Source organism: Methylobacterium sp. J-059, from assembly GCF_022829485.1.
In the GTDB taxonomy this organism is placed as follows: domain Bacteria; phylum Pseudomonadota; class Alphaproteobacteria; order Rhizobiales; family Beijerinckiaceae; genus Methylobacterium.
The window spans coordinates 44,136-59,475 of sequence record NZ_JAKSYA010000167.1; the positions used below are offsets into that span (position 1 = coordinate 44,136).

Annotated in this window: 12 protein-coding genes; 2 read left to right on the plus strand and 10 right to left on the minus strand. The window is 72.4% G+C overall.

Annotated elements, in window-relative coordinates; all coding sequences use genetic code 11:
- Positions 1 to 111 precede the first annotated feature (111 nt).
- Positions 112 to 990, minus strand: coding sequence for a DMT family transporter (locus tag MKK55_RS25360; RefSeq protein ID WP_147860325.1), 879 nt, complete (start codon positions 988 to 990; stop codon positions 112 to 114).
- 455 nt (positions 991 to 1,445) lie between these two features.
- Between MKK55_RS25360 and MKK55_RS25365 the strand changes: the two genes are divergently transcribed.
- A complete protein-coding gene (locus MKK55_RS25365) occupies positions 1,446 to 2,330 on the plus strand; it encodes a YihY/virulence factor BrkB family protein (RefSeq protein ID WP_147844290.1) in 885 nt (294 codons plus the stop codon).
- Positions 2,331 to 2,464: 134 nt separating this feature from the next.
- Here MKK55_RS25365 and MKK55_RS25370 read toward each other — a convergent pair whose 3' ends face one another.
- The 5 genes from MKK55_RS25370 to MKK55_RS25390 all read right to left on the minus strand — a co-directional run bounded on the left by MKK55_RS25370 (position 2,465) and on the right by MKK55_RS25390 (position 7,033).
- Positions 2,465 to 2,839 (minus strand): helix-turn-helix domain-containing protein, encoded by a 375-nt coding sequence (locus MKK55_RS25370; protein ID WP_243938287.1) that lies wholly within the window; start codon positions 2,837 to 2,839, stop codon positions 2,465 to 2,467.
- A 55-nt stretch (positions 2,840 to 2,894) separates the two neighbouring features.
- Positions 2,895 to 3,101, minus strand: a complete 207-nt coding sequence (locus tag MKK55_RS25375; protein ID WP_243938289.1) for a type II toxin-antitoxin system RelE family toxin — start codon at positions 3,099 to 3,101, stop codon at positions 2,895 to 2,897.
- Between the two features lie 134 nt (positions 3,102 to 3,235).
- Positions 3,236 to 5,020 carry a glucan ABC transporter ATP-binding protein/ permease gene (locus MKK55_RS25380; protein ID WP_147728370.1) on the minus strand — a complete coding sequence of 595 codons (1,785 nt, stop codon included), beginning with the start codon at positions 5,018 to 5,020 and terminating at the stop codon, positions 3,236 to 3,238.
- Between the two features lie 533 nt (positions 5,021 to 5,553).
- Entirely contained in the window at positions 5,554 to 6,489 is a 936-nt protein-coding gene (locus tag MKK55_RS25385; RefSeq protein WP_147862928.1) for a TAXI family TRAP transporter solute-binding subunit, read from the minus strand.
- A gap of 40 nt (positions 6,490 to 6,529) precedes the next feature.
- Entirely contained in the window at positions 6,530 to 7,033 is a 504-nt protein-coding gene (locus MKK55_RS25390) for a CAP domain-containing protein (protein WP_147729617.1), read from the minus strand.
- Positions 7,034 to 7,326: 293 nt separating this feature from the next.
- Here MKK55_RS25390 and MKK55_RS25395 point away from each other — a divergent pair, with 293 nt between their 5' ends.
- Complete coding sequence (locus MKK55_RS25395; protein ID WP_243938291.1) at positions 7,327 to 8,265, plus strand: sensor domain-containing diguanylate cyclase; 939 nt, start codon at positions 7,327 to 7,329, stop codon at positions 8,263 to 8,265.
- Between the two features lie 42 nt (positions 8,266 to 8,307).
- On the opposite strand, the gene MKK55_RS25400 is transcribed toward MKK55_RS25395, so the two are convergent.
- From MKK55_RS25400 to MKK55_RS25415, 4 genes are all read right to left on the minus strand, one after another.
- Positions 8,308 to 9,738 (minus strand): phosphomannomutase, encoded by a 1,431-nt coding sequence (locus MKK55_RS25400; RefSeq protein ID WP_243938293.1) that lies wholly within the window; start codon positions 9,736 to 9,738, stop codon positions 8,308 to 8,310.
- A gap of 43 nt (positions 9,739 to 9,781) precedes the next feature.
- Complete coding sequence (locus MKK55_RS25405; RefSeq protein ID WP_243938295.1) at positions 9,782 to 10,753, minus strand: GDP-mannose 4,6-dehydratase; 972 nt, start codon at positions 10,751 to 10,753, stop codon at positions 9,782 to 9,784.
- 55 nt (positions 10,754 to 10,808) lie between these two features.
- Positions 10,809 to 11,792, minus strand: coding sequence for a GDP-mannose 4,6-dehydratase (gene gmd / locus MKK55_RS25410; RefSeq protein WP_243938297.1), 984 nt, complete (start codon positions 11,790 to 11,792; stop codon positions 10,809 to 10,811).
- 327 nt (positions 11,793 to 12,119) lie between these two features.
- Positions 12,120 to 14,801 carry a DUF3772 domain-containing protein gene (locus tag MKK55_RS25415; protein ID WP_243938299.1) on the minus strand — a complete coding sequence of 894 codons (2,682 nt, stop codon included), beginning with the start codon at positions 14,799 to 14,801 and terminating at the stop codon, positions 12,120 to 12,122.
- Between the last annotated feature and the right edge of the window lie 539 nt (positions 14,802 to 15,340).

Sequence of the window (15,340 nt, forward strand, 5' to 3'; positions counted from 1 at the left end):
GCCGCAATTCGTCTTAAATTTTCTATCCAGTCGCGTGCAATTTTCCTCAACGCCGCAACCGGTTGGCGAAACCGGTGCGCTGTGGCGGGTGCCGTCGCCGCGCCCTCTCGCCTAGCCCCGGTTCGCCACTGCGACGCCGATCGCGGCCACCGCCATGCCGGCGACCTGGAGCCCGGTCAGCGCCTCGCCGAACATCAGGTAGGCCATGGTCGCCGAGACCGGCGGCACCAGGAACAGCAGCGCCGAGACGCCGGCCACCGCGCCGCGCCGGATCAGCACGAGCAGCAGCAGGATCCCGGCGACGGAGCTGACCAGCACCGACCACGCCATCCCGAGCCAGACCGGCAGCAGCGGCGGCACGGCGAGGCCGTCGCCCGACAGCAGCGCCAGCGGCACCGCGACGCCGCAGGCGCCGACGAACTGCAGGGTCGCGGTGGCCAGCAGGTCGGCGTCGGCGCCGGTGCGCTTCTGCCAGAGCGTGCCGAGCGTGATCGCGGCGACCGCGCCGGCGCAGGCGGCGAGCGCGACCGGCGGGATGCCGGCCGGGTCGGCGGCGCCGATCTTCGGGGCGAGCACGAGCCCGGCCCCGAGGAAGCCGAGCCCGATTCCGCACCAGCGGCGCAGGCTCACCGCCTCGCCGAGCACCGGCCCGGCCAGCATCGCCGTCGCCAGCGGCTGCAGGCTGCCGACGAGGGCCGCGATCCCCGCGGGCAGGCCGCGATGGATCGCCCAGAACACGCCGACGATGTAGCAGCCCTGCATCAGCACGCCCGCGACCATCGCGTCGCGCCATCCCGCGCGGGTCCGCGGCCAGCGGGCGCGAAGCGCGAGGGCGATCGCGCCGAGCACCAGGGCCACGCCGATCACCCGCAACGCCACGAAGGGCAGCGGCTGGGCATGGGGGGCCACGAACCGGGCCGCGATGAAGCCGGTCGCCCAGATCAGGACGAACAGGCTCGGGATCAGGACGTTTGCGAGGAGGGCGGGCATGGTGCCGCGCAGGCAGCACGCGCCGTCCGCGCTGACAACCGAAAAAGCCGGGGCGCCCCCGCCCCGGGGCAGGGGGCGCCCCGCCGTTGCCCGAAGGCTTCACCCCGGCACCGAACGCCGCCCCCCGGCCCTCGACGCGTTGACGGGGACGGGAACGCGATCACGTATCCCACAAAACGCATCCTCCATCGGGTAGCATCGCCGCACGTGACAAACGCTTTGACGGAAGCATCTCGGCGATCACCGCGCATCCCCTCGCCCCGCACGCGGGGAGAGGCCCGCACGGACCTCGTCGTCCGTGCGGGAAGCGCAGGCGAAGCCGGAGCGGCGGTGAGGGGGCGGCCCCGAAAGAGCCTCCTCCGTCGACGCCCCCTCACCATCGGCTGCCGCCGCGCTTTGCCGACGACGTGGTCGGCAAAGCCCCCTCCCCGCGTGCGGGGAGCGGGGAGGGCGGCATGAAACCCCTCCGCACCGCCCTCGAGGTCGCGGGCATCGCCGCGCAGCGCTTCGTCTCCCATGACGGCTGGGCGATCGCGAGCCACATCGCGCTGTCGATCCTGACCTCGCTGTTCCCGTTCCTGATCCTGCTCGCGGCGCTCGCGGGGCTGCTCGGCACCAAGTCCCTGGCCGACGAGGCCGGCCTGCTAATCTTCGACGCGTGGCCGCGGGAGGTCGCCAAGCCGATCGTCGGCGAGGTCCACCGGGTGCTCACCGAGCAGCGCGGCGGGGTGCTGACGGTCGGCGCGCTGCTGGCGCTGTACTTCTCGTCCTCCGGCGTCGAGAGCCTGCGGGTGGGCCTGAACCGCGCCTACGGCCTGCGCGAGATGCGGCCATGGTGGCTGACCCGGCTCGAATCGATCGGCTACGTCGTCTGCGGCGCCTGCGCGATGCTGGCCTTCGCGCTGCTGGTGGTGCTCGGCCCGCTGATCTGGCGCAACGTCGTCCTCGTCGCGCCGGGGCTCGAGCCCCTGGGCCTCACCGTCGCGATCGCGCGGATCGGCATCACCGCGCTGCTGCTCGCCGCGGTGCTGATCATCGCCCACAAGTTCGTCGCCGCCGGCCGGCGCTCGTTCCTGGCGGTGCTGCCGGGCATCGGCGTGACGCTGCTGCTGTGGTTCTTCGCCGGGCTCGGCTTCGGGTTCTACCTCGACCGCTTCTCGAACGCCTACGCCTCGACCTACGGCGGCCTCGCCACCGCGATGGTGTTCCTGGTGTTCCTGTACTGGCTCGCGGCGATGTTCCTGTTCGGCGGCGAGATCAACGGCACCGTGATCGCGGCCAAGCGCAGCCGGCTGCGGGCGCGGATGCACGCACGCCAGGCGCGTCCGCCGGTTGCCTAGGACGAGACGCTTTGCCGGGAACCGAGTCCGCCTCGGGCTGTTGGCCCCAGGACTCGGTGTGATCCGAAACCTCATCCGGCCAGCCTCCCCGAAACGGGAGGCGGGCCGTTTTCTTTTGGCCGCTCGCGCCGGCGTCAGCCGACGAGGTCGTCGAGCGTGACCGCGAGGGCGTCCGCGATCCTCCGAAGGGTCTCCACGGTGCCGTCGCGCTTGCCGGTCTCGATCTGCGAGAGGAACGGTTGGGCAATGTCGGCCTGCGCCGCGAGCGCCGCCATCGTGAGCCCGCGATGCTCGCGCCAGACCCGGATGCGGTTGTCGCCGCCGAGCAGCCGGTCCACGACCTCGGCGGGGATCAGCTCCTCCTCGCCGGTCGCAAGCTTCAGGCGGAACTGCGCGACGGCGGCTTGGTCGGCCACGTCCTCCGCGGCCTGGGTCAGCGCGGTGTAGTCGGCCTCGCTCAGGATCACGAGCCGCTCGCCGGCCGGTGTCGTGAAGCGATGCGCGTTCATGGCAACGTCCTTCTCGGTCGGGCGCGATGGCGCGGGCATCGTCGGGATCGACCGCTCAATCGTGGGCGCTTGCCCGGGGCGCCACCTTGATGATCGCGACGATCTCGCCGTCTTCGGTGAACAGGACCCGCCAGTCGCCCATCCGAAGCCGGCAGGCGCCGTCCATGGTCTTCAGACGCGTCACGTTGTGGGCCTGCGCTGCCGGGTCGGCTGCGTACTGCGTGATCTTTGAACGAATCATCGCCGACACGTTGGTCGGCATGCGGCTCAGGGTCTTAAGGGCGGCCTTGCCGTAGGCAATTCGCTTCAAGATCTACCTATAGCATATCGCTATATCGGCGCTCGAAGTCCGGGACCGCGCGTGCGTAAGCGCGGTCCCGGTGGTTCGGCTCGACCTCAGGCCGCCAGAGCCAGCACCGCTTCGCCCTCGTCCGCCTCGGCGGCCATGAACTGCGCCCGGGCGAGCTCGGCGAAGCGGCCGTTCTGCGCGACCAGGCCGTCGAAGGTGCCGCTCTCGACGATGCGGCCCTCGTGGAAGACCAGGATGCGGTCGGCGTTGCGGATCGTCGCGAGGCGGTGGGCGATGACGAAGGTGGTGCGGCCTTCCATCACGGCTTCCAGCGCGCCCTGCAGGCGGCGCTCGGTGGCGGCGTCGAGCGCGCTCGTCGCCTCGTCGAGGATCAGGATCGGCGGGTTCTTCAGGATCGCCCGGGCGATCGAGAGGCGCTGGCGCTCGCCGCCCGAGAGCGAGCGGCCGCGCTCGCCGATCACCGTGTCGAGGCCGTCGGGCTGGCGCGCCATGAAGGCGGAGGCCTGGGCGCGCTCCAGGGCGTCGAGCATCTCGGCATCGGTGGCGTCCGGGCGGCCGACCTGGAGGTTCTCGCGGATCGAGCGGGCGAACAGCATCGGCTCCTGGAACACCACGCCGATGTTGTGGCGCAGCGACGACACCGCGACGTCGCGGATGTCCATCCCGTCGATGCGGATCGCGCCGGCGCCCGGGTCGAAGCTGCGGTGCAGCAGGCCCAGCGTCGTCGACTTGCCCGAGCCGGTGGTGCCGACGAGCGCGATGGTCTCGCCGGCGCGGGCCGCGAACGACACCCCGTCGAGCGCCTTGCGGCGGCCGTCGTAGGAGAACCCGACGCCCTCGAACTCGACCTCGCCGGCGAAGCGGGCGACCTGGACGGCGTGCGAGCGGTCGCGGACGGCCGGCACCGTGTCGAAGATCGTGAAGAACTCGGCGATCTTCGGCGCCTGCTGGAACAGGCCGTTGACGAAGCCGACCACGTGGTCGAGGCGCGTCACCAGGGCGGTGGCGAGGCTCATGAAGGCGACGACCTCGCCGACCGAGGTCTGGCCGGCCTGGTAGAGCATGATGCCGGTGACGAACACCGCGGTCATGGTGATGGTGGCCGACGCGCGGGTCGCGACGTTGGCCAGCGCCCACCACGACAGCACCGGGATCTGCGCGGCGAGCAGGTTGCCGATGATGTCGCGCATCGCGTCCTTCTCGGCCTTGGCGCGGGTGAAGGACTGGATCACGGCGACGTTGCCGAGCGCGTCGGAGGCGTGCGCGGCCAGGCCCGAATTGTAGAACTCGACCTCGCCCTGCAGCGTCTCGGTGCGGCGCATGACGAAGGTGGTCAGCGCGGTGAAGACCAGCACCAGCACGAGCAGGATCGAGCCGAGCTGCCAGTTCACGAACAGCGTCATCGGCAGCAGCACGCCGAGCGAGACCAGGGCCGCGAAGTGGTCGCGGAAGAAGCCGAGCCACAGGGCCGACATGCCGTTGGTGCCCTCCAGCATCGCCTTCAGCACGCGGCCGGAATGGTTCGCCGAGTGGAAGGCGAGCGGCAGGTCGAGGACGTGCTCGAAGTAGTTCGCCATGGTGGAGAGGCGGTTGCGGTGGGCCAGCCGGTCGGCGTGGAGCGCGATGGCGACGCCCGCCGCAATGGTGAAGAAGCCGAACGCGACCCAGGCCGCGATCAGCGGCAGCATGGTCTGCAGGCCGTTTCCGCCGCGCTTGAGGTGGGTCAGCCCGTCGATGATGCGGCCCATGATCAGGGGTTCGGCGAAGGCCGCCACCGCCAGCGCGACGTTGGCGAACCCGAGGCCGATGGCGAGCCGCTTGTCGTTGCCCAGAAGGCTCAGAACGCGCGCGTACAGACGAAACAGCGACATGTCAGCTCCGAACACCGACCTCAGGCGCGCCCCGTGTTGCCCGGGCCCAGCGCGCTCTTCCCCCTCGAACCCGGTCCGCGGCTGCGGTCCGGGTCTTCCTTCTTCCGTCGCGCTCCGTCCGATCGCCGGAACGGTGAATTCGGGAATCCCGAGCTCCGGGCTCCCAAACGCTTGGCGCGACGGGACTTATGCCAGGGGCTGGCTGAACGGCGCCTGACGGATCCGCCGCGCTGCGGGGAGGCCTTTACGGTTCGTTCAGCAAGATTTCCTAACCTCGTCCCCGAGGGCTCCACAAGCGCGCGATGCGCGCAGGCGCGCGAATTTCTCGCATCGCGCGTCGTGCACGGGGATCTCGCGACCATGACGTTCGGGCCGGCCGCGCCACAGGCCCCCGGGCCACATGATCGGGCGCCGACGGCGCCGGCCGGAACCTCGCGCGCCGACGCTGCGCCGGATGCCCGACCGCATCGCGGATCACGGGGTTCGAGCCCGATCGAGGATGCGCCGACGGGGACCTGCCCCGGGCCGGCGGCTCAGCGCGCCGCGCCGATCTCGCGCAGGTACCGCGCCGTCCCGGGGTTGAGGCTCCCCGCCGGCACCGTGGCGGCGAGATTCGCGGGATCGCTGTCGCGTCCCTGCGGCAGGCGCCCGGCCAGCCCGGCGCCGGCCCGGCCGATCGCCGCGACCAGGCGGTGGGCCGCCTCGGGGTCGAGGCCCGGCCGGGCGAGGACGAGGCTCCACGAGCCCACGGTCTCGATCGCCGAATCCTGCCCGCGGAAGCTGCCGGCCGGCACGGTCATGCGGCGCAGCGAGGGCCGCGCGGCGAGCGCCCGGTCGATCGCCTGCGGCGACGGGCCGACGAAGCGGGCGCCCCCGGGCATCGCCGCGACCGCCGCGAAACCCGGCCAGCCGATGCCGCCGCCCCAGAGCGCGGCCGCGCGCCCGTCGGCGACCATGGCCGGGCCGTCGCCGGCATGCTCCAGGAGGATCGGGACGATGTCGCGCTCCGGGTCGAGGCCGGAGGCGGCGAGCACCGCGCGGCCCATCACCGTCAGCCCGGAATTCCGGGTGCCGAGCGCGACGGGCTTGCCGGCGAGGTCGGCGAGGGTACGGACCGGGCTCGCCGCCGCGACCACGAGCAGGCCGGGCGTGGCGTACATCGGCGCGACCGCGGTGAGCCGCGGGCCGTCACCCGCCGCCAGCGCGTCGTAGGCGAACTCGCCCTGCACCAGCGCGAGGTCGAGGGCGCCCTCGCGCAGCAGCCGGACGTTCTCGGCCGAGCCGCCGGTGGCGCGGGTCTCCAGGGTCAGGTCGGGGTCGACCGCGCGGACCGAGGCCGCCAGCGCCGCGCCGTAGGCCGGAAAGCCGCCGCCCGGGGTGGCGGTGCCGAGGACGAGGCGAAGCGGCTCGGCCCGCGCGGACGAGGCGAGCATCAGGCAGAGAGCGACCAGAACAGGCTTCACCCGCATCGCACGTGTCCGCCTCCGCGCCGGGGCCGTCGCTCGGCCGTCATTTCGCGGTCAGCAGCGCCCAGTAGACCTTGTACTTCGATCCGGGTGCGTAGGCGGTGGCGATGCCCATGCGGGCGGCCTTCGGATCGAGCATCACGGCGTTGTGGGGCGGGCTGTCGCGCCAGCCGGAGAAGGCCTCGGCGAGGGTGTGGTAGCCGGCCGACAGGTTGGCGTTGGCCGACGCGAAGCCGAGCCGCTCGACGGCGCCCTTCACGGTCTGCGCCTTGCTCGGCCGGTCGGCGAGCGCCATCGACGCCGCCTCGGCCTCGGCGAGCTTCTGGAGCTCGGGGTCGAGGGCGAGCGCCGCCTCGCCGCGGCCGCGACGATAGGCCGAGATCATGTCGCGGGCGGCTTCGGTGTCGACGTGGGCCGCGTTGTTCGACAGGGGCAGGTAGAGGCTCGGCAGCGCCGCGGTGGTCTGCGTGTCGGTGGCGCACCCGGCCAGCAGCGCCGCGCCGGCGAGCAGCAGGGCGCCCGCGCCGTATCGTCCGATGCTGCCCACGTGTCCGATCCGCCGCTCGCCATCGGCCCGCGTCGATCGGGCCACCGCCGCGACATATAGGGTGCCCGGGGGCGCCGTGCAGCGGCGACGTGCATCAGGATTGACGAACCCTTCACCGGCTCGCGCTTAAGCTGTACCGAATGGAGCCGTCGATGCCGGGCCGTCCCGGCGCGCTCCGGTCCGGGTCGGGAATCGCGTGGGAATCATCGAGGCGAACCTGCGGGGCGGCTTCGTCGGTGCGACGTCGCCCGCCGCATGACCGGACCGCCCATCCACCCCGACGTCGCCGCGGCGTGGGGACGATCCGCTCGGCCGAGGCGCAATTGCGCCTGATCCGCCGGGACGCCGAGCGGCTGGCCGAGCGCCAGCGCACCTTCGACCGGGCCGCGGCCGCGGCCGGGATCGGGGTGTGGGAATGCCGCCTGCGCGACGAGGCGATCGACTGGTCCTCCGGCGTCTACGACCTGTTCGGCATCCCGCGCGGGACGGCCCTGTCGCGCGGGCGCGCCCTCGAGCACTACCCCGAGGCCTCGCGCCGCGCCCTCGAGGCGGCCCGCTCGCGAGCGATCGCCGAGCGGACCGGCTTCCGCCTCGACACCGAGATCCGCACCGCCGCCGGGCAAATCCGCTGGATCCGCCTGACCGCCACGGTGGAGGCGCGCGCGGGCGTCGCGGTGCGGCTGTTCGGGATCAAGCAGGACATCACCGACGAGAGGCTGGCCGCCGAGGCGGCGCGCCGACGGGCCGATCTCGACGGGATGACGGGCCTCGCCAACCGGATGTGCTTCGAGGACCGGCTCGCGTTCCTGTGCCGGCAAGGCGCGGGCCTGCTCGTTCTCGTCGACCTCGACGGCTTCAAGGCGGTCAACGACGGCTTCGGGCATGCGGCGGGCGATGCCTGCCTCCGGGAGGCGGCCGACCGCATCGCCGGGCTCTGCCGCCGGGCCGACCTCGTGGCGCGGATCGGCGGCGACGAATTCGCCATCCTGCTCGGCGGCCATGGCAGCGCGCGCGGCGCCGAAGCCCTGGCGGGTCGGATCGTCCATGCGATGGGCCGCCCGATGCAGGTCGGCGGCGTCACGATCCGGGTCGGCGCCTCGGTCGGCATCGCCGCCGTCGCGGGCGGCGGGCCGGCGGATGCCTTCGCCCGCGCTGACGCGGCGCTCTACGCCGCCAAGCGCGCCGGGCGGAACACCTTCCGCACGCACGGCGCATCGATCCGCTTCGCCTGACCGGCCGGCATCGCGCCCTCGAGTCCCGGGGGGGGGCGACGGCTACGCGCGTCCGGCTACCGCCGCCATCGCCGCCGCCGCCGCGTCGAGCCCCCAGGCGAGGAGGTCCTTGGCTTCCGCGGCGGTCGGCGCCTCGGTGTAGCACCGCAGCTCGGGGGCGTTGCCCGAGGCGCGGAAGTGGATCGTGCGGCCGCCGTCGAGCGCGATCCGGATCCCATCCTGCGCGTCGACCGCCTCCGGGGTGCCGACCGGCTGCAGGAAGGTCCGGCGGAACGACGCGTCGCCGAGGCTTTGCAGGAGGGCGCCGCTGCGCTCGGCCGGCGTGTCGGGCAGCCGGTCGCTCGCCATCTCGCCGACGTTCAGCGAGGCCACGAGGTCGGCCAGCGCCAGCCCCGCCTGCCGGGATGCGGCCAGCGTCGCCAGGATGGGCAGCATCGCGTCGCGCGTCGGCAGGGCGGGCAGGACCTTGTCGCCGACCGCGACGTCGGAGCCGAGCAGGAAGCCGCCGTTCGCCTCGAAGCCGGCGACCGCCTTCGCCCCCGCCCGCCGCGCCTGCTCCATGCCGGCGATGACGAAGGGCGAGCCGACGCGGGTGCGCATCACCTGCCCGAACCCGCCGGCCTGCTCGATCGCCGAGCCGGCGGTGACGGGCACCACCACCGCGTCGACGCCGAGATGGCGCGCGGTGATCAGGCCGAGCACGTCGCCGCGCACGATCCCGCCGGCGGCGTCCGCGACCAGCGGCCGGTCGGCGTCGCCGTCGGTGGTGACCAGGGCGTCGAAGTCGCCCGAGGCCATGACCTCGGCGATGAAGGCGACGTCCTCCGGGCGGTGGGCCTCGGTGTCGATCGGGACGAAGGTCTCCGAGCGGCCGATCGGCGTGACCTCGGCGCCGAACGCCGCCAGCAGGTCGGCGAGCAGGTCGCGGGCGACCGAGCTCTGCTGGTAGGCGGCGACGCGGATCCCGCTCAGGGTGTCGGGCGGGAAGACGTCGCCGTAGCGGCGCCGGTAGCGGTCGATCACGTCCGGGTCCGGCGTCGCGGCGACGGGGGCCGCCATGGTCCCGGCCGCGGCGATGTCGCCGAGGGCGGCGAGGATCGCGACCTCGTCGGCCTTGGTGATCTCGCCGTCGGGCCGGTAGAACTTCAGGCCGTTGCGGTCCTGCGGGATGTGGCTGCCGGTGACCATCACGGCGCAGGCCCCGCGCCGCATCGCCTCGAGCGCCAGGGCCGGCGTCGGAAGCGCGCCGCAATCGATCGCCGCAAAGCCCGCCGCGGCGGCGGCGGTGGCGACGGTGGCGGCGATGCCGGCGCTGCTGTCGCGCAGGTCGCGCCCGATCACCACGGTGCGGCCCGGGCAGCACGCCGCGCCGACGGAGCGGAAGAATGCCCCGGCATAGGCGTAGCTCGGCCACCCGACGAGGTCCGTCACCAGGCCGCGCAGGCCGCTCGTCCCGAACTTCAGGCTGCTCACGACGGCCTCTCCACGCCTCTCACCGATCGTCGACGAAATTCCCCTACGGCACGGATCGGCCCAGCGTCGCCCTGGCATGTTCGAGCACGTCGGCGAGCGCCGCGTCCCAGTCGGCCTTGGGCGTCCAGCCGGTGGCCTCCGTCAGGCGCGTCGCATCGCCGGCCGCCACCGGGATCTCCGACGGGCGCATCCGGTCCGGTGCGACCCGGACCTCGAACGGCACCCGCGCGTGCCGGCGCAGGTCGTCCACCACGCTGGCGATGCTGCGCGGCCGCCCCGAGGCGACGTTGAACACCGACCCGTCCGCGATGTCCAGGCCGCGCCCGATCAGATCGACATAGGCCCGCACCACGTCGCCGACCGGCAGGAAGTCGCGCTCGGCCGCGAGATTGCCCACCGCCAGCACCGGCGCCACAAGCCCGGCCTCGATCCGCGCGATCTGGCCGGCGAAGGACGGCACCACGAAGCGCTCGTCCTGGCCGGCCCCGATCTGGTTGAACGGCCGCAGGATCACCAGCCGCACCTCCGCCTTGGCCAGCAGGTCGCGCAGGATCGCCTCGCCGAACCACTTCGAGCGGGCATACGGCCCCTGCGGATCGGGCAAGGCCGCCTCGGTCAGCGGACGGCCGGCCAGGAACGCCCGGCCGTAGACCTCGCCCGAGCTGACGAACAGGAAGCCTGCGCCGGGGGCGGATCGCGCCACCGCCTCGGCGAGGTTCAGGAGCCCGACGAGGTTGACCCGCCAGGTCTCCCCCGGCGCATCCGCCGATTGCTGCACCGAGGCCATCGCGGCCAGGTGCAGCACGTCGGTCGGGCGGAACGCGGCGACGCTGGCGTGCAGCGCCGCCTCGTCCAGCAGGTCGACCGTCTCGTAGGCGACCCGCTCCGGCAGGACGGCCGGGCGGCCGCGGCCGATGCCGAGGATCCGGTCCGCGGCCCCGGTGCCGGCCGACAGCGCCGCCAGCGCGTGCCGCCCGACGAAGCCGGCCGCCCCCGTGACCAGGATGCGCTTCACGGGCGCACGCGGCTCCGCACGCGGGCCGGGGCCGTCGCGCTGCGGCGCAGGCCGGTCACGTGCGCCCGCCCAGGCGCTTCAGGTCGGCCTCGACCATCTCCTGGATCATCGCCTCGAGGGAGATCTCGGCCTTCCAGCCGAAGGCGGCCTCGGCCTTGGCCGGGTTGCCCAGCAGCACCTCGACCTCGGCCGGCCGGTACAGCTTCTCGTCGATGACGAGGTGGTCGTCGATGGCGAGATTCACATGCGCGAAGGCGAGCGCGCACATGTCGCGCACCGTGGTGGTGCGGCCGGTGGCGATCACGAAGTCGTCGGGCTTGTCCTGCTGCAGCATCATCCACATCGCCCGGGTGTAGTCCTTGGCGTGGCCCCAGTCGCGCTTGGCGTCGATATTGCCCAGCCGCAGTTCCTTCGCCAACCCGAGCTTGATCCGCGCGACCCCGTCGGTGACCTTGCGGGTGACGAACTCGACCCCGCGCAGCGGGCTCTCGTGGTTGAACAGGATCCCGTTCGAGGCGTGCAGGGCGAAGCTCTCGCGGTAGTTGACCGTCATCCAGTGCGCGTAGAGCTTGGCGACGCCGTAGGGCGAGCGCGGGTAGAACGGCGTCGCCTCGCTCTGCACCTGCTCCTGGATCAGGCCGAACATCTCCGACGACGAGGCCTGGTAGTAGCGCGCGTCGGGCTTGAGGGTGCGCACGCATTCGAGCAGGTTGACCGCGCCCAAGCCCGTGATCTGACCGGTCAGCAGCGGCTGCTGCCACGAGGCGGTGACGAACGACTGCGCGGCCAGATTGTAGACCTCGTCCGGCTGCACGGCTTGAACGATGCGGGCCAAGCTCGACAGGTCGAGCAGGTTGCCGTCGTGGAGTTCCACCTCGTTCTCGATCCCGAGCCACTTCAGCCGGTGGTCGAACACCCCGGCATGGCTCGAGCGCCGCACCACCCCGTGCACCGCGTAGCCCTTCGACAGCAGCAGCTGCGCGAGATACGCCCCGTCCTGCCCGGTGATGCCGGTGATCAGTGCCGTCTTGGTGCTCATCTGCGAAGCCTCTCCCTCTGAACGTGACATTCCGTCGGTCGATGAGCGAGAGGCCGCCGCGATCCGCGACTGCATATCCGCCGGCACCCGGGCCTTCAACGCGTGTAAGGCCCGACATCCGTGCCCGATCCGCGGGCGGCGTGCGGGTCCGGGCCCCCGGCGGCCGTCGCGTCGCCCGCGGCGTCGCGCGTCCGCCGCCTGCGCGAATCATCCCGCCCTCTCGCGAACGATGCGGAAGGTTTGGCCAAGGACGCCCGTCCCTGCAACCCAAGCGAGTATGATCGCGCGAGATATCTACCGAGGCGTGCTTTCGGCGCCGCCGGCGCGCTACCGCGCGCCGATCGCGCTCAGGTCGCGCCGTCCGTCGCGGCCCTCCTCGGCGGCCGGCGGGCGGAACCGGCCGGCGATCTCCGAGAACGCGTCCTGCATCCCGTCGAGGCCCTGCACCGTGACGATGCTGGAGCCCGGCCCGAGCGGCGGGATGAAGCCCGCCTCGGACAGGGTCCTGAACACCGAGAAGTTCAGGTCGTTCTGCACCTTCTGGCCGAGGCTGACGTCGACGATCATCACCACGAGCTCGAACTCGAGGAACGGGTCGCCGATCTTGCGGAATACCACGCGCGGCGCCGGCTCCTTCAGCACGTCGGCGTGCTGGGCGGCGCAGGCGAGCAGCATCTCGGCGGCGCGCGCCGGGTCCTGGTTGCGCAGCACGTTGACCACCAGCGAGACCCGGCCCGTCCGGTCGCCGCGGACGCGGTTCTTGACGATACCGGAGATCAGGTTCGAGTTCGGGACGATCACCGCCGAGCGGTCGAAGGTCTGGATCTCGGTGGAGCGCACCGAGATGCGCTTCACGATGCCCTCCGAGTCGCCGATCACCACCTGGTCGCCGACGCGGATCGGCCGCTCCCAGAGCAGGAGCAGGCCCGAGACGAAGTTGTTGACGATCGATTGCAGGCCGAAACCGATGCCGACCGAGAGCGCGCCGGCCACGATCGTCAGCTTCTCGAGGCTGAGGCCGAGATAGGAGAAGGCCAGCGCCAGGGCGAGCAGGAAGCCGCAATAGCCCGACACCGTCGAGATCGAGTTGCGCAGGCCCGCGTCGAGGTCGGTGGCGGGCAGGTAGACCTGGTCGAGCCAGCGCTGGACCGCGCGGGTGATGGCGATGCCGAGGACCAGGATCCCGAGGCCGAGCGCGATCGTCGAGAGCGAGATCGTGACGTCGCCGACCTTGAAGCCGAAGAAGGCCTGCCGGATCGAGGAGACGATGTCGGTCGAATCGAGGCCCCAGGGCGCGAGCACCAGGAGCGCCACGATCAGGAACAGCAGCACCCGCGCGGCACCGGTGGAGAGCACCGCGATCTGGTTGAGCGAACGCTTGCGCAGGCCGGTATTGGCCTGGAGCGCGGTGGCGAGCCGGGTGTCGTCCGAGAGCGAGCCGCCGACGAAGGTGTCGGCGCTCTGCACCAGCAGGTAGAGCAGCACCAGCAGGCTCGCGGTCCAGACCAGCTGGTCGATCACGAACGCCGCGAAGGCGACGTAGCCGACGAGGGCGGCGACGCCGATGACGGCCACCGCCGCCCAGCCGACGAGCCGGGCCGGGCCGCCGATGCCGGTGGTGGTCTTCGTCGGCACGTAGGGGCCGAAGCAGGCCTCCTCTTCCTCCTCCTTGTCGGCGAAGCGGTGCAGGCCGATGGCGAGGATCAGCGCGGTGGCGACCGCGCCGATGCCGCGGGTGGCGATCGAGATCGGCAGCGCCGCCGAGATGCCCGAGTTCAGCGCCTCGATCGACTTGACCACGGTGATCACCGTGGCGATGCCGACCGCGAGCCGCGTCACCCGGATCGCCGCCGCGTCGCTCACCGGCGCCGGCCGCCACTGCGGCTTGTCCGGCGAGAGCAGGCCGTCGCACAGGGCCTCGACGAAGGCGATGAAGGCGAGGCCGGCCAGGATCGCGCCGGCCACCGGAAGCAGCCGGGAGGGCAGCAGGTCGGTGGCGTCGAGGGCGTAGTACACCGTGTAGGATCCGATCACCGCCGGCACGGTGCCGAGCAGCAGCACCCGCCACGCGCCGAGCAGGGTCTGGCGCCGGCTCGGGTCGGTCATCGCCGCGTCGCGCCGGCCGAGCCGCGGGGCGATGTTGCGCCGGCCGAAATACAGCGCCACGGACACGCCGAAGGCGAGGCCGAGCATCAGCAGGTTGCCGAGCGTTCCGTTGCGCGAGAACAGCAGCAGGATGTCGGACAGCGCGCTCTGGAGCGAACGGATGTCGCGGGGGACGTCGGCCGCGACCCGGCTCCAGAGCTGCGGGCTGACCAGCGCCTGGCTGCGCTCGAACAGCCCCTTGGTGAAGGATTCCCGGCGCCGGTTCGAGACCCGGTCGATGATCTGGTCGCCCTGGACGAGGAGCGAGCGCGCCAGCCGCTGGGTCTCGTCGATGCGCGAGACCGCCGCGTCGCGCTCGACCCGCTCCTGGGCCACCTCCGGGCTCTCCTCGGCGTCCTTCGGCTTCGGCCCGAGCTGGGTCAGGCGCTCGCGCGCCGATTCCAGCGGCGCGTCGAGACGGCCGATGATCGTGCGGATCTCGTCGGTGACCGGGCCGACGCCGTCGCGGATGGCGGAGAGCTCCGGCGTGCCGAGATCGGTGCGGGCCAGCTCCTTCTCGCGCGCGGCGAGGTCGTTCTTGGCCGCGTCGAGCCTGGCCCGGACCGCCTTGAGCGCCTCGGACATCTCGGGTTTCGGAGGGGCCGGCTTGGCGTCCGCCGGTTTCGCCTCGACCGGCTTGCCATCCGAGGACTTGCCATCCGAGGACTTGCCCTCGGCCGGTTTGCCGTCGGGCGCCTTCTCGGCCTTGGCGGGGGCCGTCGGCTGCGCGGCGGGCGCCTGCGCCTGCACGAGGCCGGGCGCGAGCAGCAGCGCCGCCAGCCAGGCGACGATCACCGGACGGATCGGGCTGCGCAGGCGCGTTTCGCGGGCGGTTCGGCTGCGCGCGGACGGGCGACGGCTCATCGAATTCCTTGGGTGCTCGGCGGCGGGGCAGGGTGGGGCGGGAAGGGGCGTGGGCGACGCGGCGCTCGTCCGCGACGCCCTGCCGCAAAAGACGCTTCGTGTCGCCGATCAATGGGGCGAAAGCGTGCCACGTCGGCCCGAGGGCGCCCGGGGGAGACGATAATCCTCTCTCCCGGCGCCGTCCCGACGCGGTCGCGGAACGCGCCGACCATGCCGGTTCGCGATCGGCGGGCCTCCCCCGCAGCGGCGTATCGCTCGGGCGCGTTCACGTCGCCGTGAGATCGAAGAGGCGGCGGGCCGCGCCCGAGCCCGCCCGCCGAGACGACCGTGCGGGCGGCGCCGCCCTGTCCCTTTGAGAGGCAGCGCTATCATCTCCGCGCGTAGCATCGTTTTAATGATAACCAGTCATGAACAGCGCGGACCGAACAGCAAGGTAGGCTGAAATAGAGACCCGAGCGACGCAAATAGCGCCGAATGGGTCTGGAAATAAGAAAATAATCAAGCGTCACGATCGGGAAGTCGCGTCGAGCAAAGACACC

What these genes read in the sequence shown, in the direction of transcription:
- MKK55_RS25380 (WP_147728370.1), bottom strand. Translation starts at nt 5,020, where the DNA reads ATGTCGCTGTTTCGTCTGTACGCGCGCGTTCTGAGCCTTCTGGGCAAC.
- MKK55_RS25415 (WP_243938299.1), bottom strand. Translation starts at nt 14,801, where the DNA reads ATGAGCCGTCGCCCGTCCGCGCGCAGCCGAACCGCCCGCGAAACGCGC.
- MKK55_RS25370 (WP_243938287.1), bottom strand. Translation starts at nt 2,839, where the DNA reads ATGAACGCGCATCGCTTCACGACACCGGCCGGCGAGCGGCTCGTGATC.
- MKK55_RS25360 (WP_147860325.1), bottom strand. Translation starts at nt 990, where the DNA reads ATGCCCGCCCTCCTCGCAAACGTCCTGATCCCGAGCCTGTTCGTCCTG.
- MKK55_RS25385 (WP_147862928.1), bottom strand. Translation starts at nt 6,489, where the DNA reads ATGCGGGTGAAGCCTGTTCTGGTCGCTCTCTGCCTGATGCTCGCCTCG.
- gmd (WP_243938297.1), bottom strand. Translation starts at nt 11,792, where the DNA reads ATGAGCACCAAGACGGCACTGATCACCGGCATCACCGGGCAGGACGGG.
- MKK55_RS25375 (WP_243938289.1), bottom strand. Translation starts at nt 3,101, where the DNA reads ATGCCGACCAACGTGTCGGCGATGATTCGTTCAAAGATCACGCAGTAC.
- MKK55_RS25365 (WP_147844290.1), top strand. Translation starts at nt 1,446, where the DNA reads ATGAAACCCCTCCGCACCGCCCTCGAGGTCGCGGGCATCGCCGCGCAG.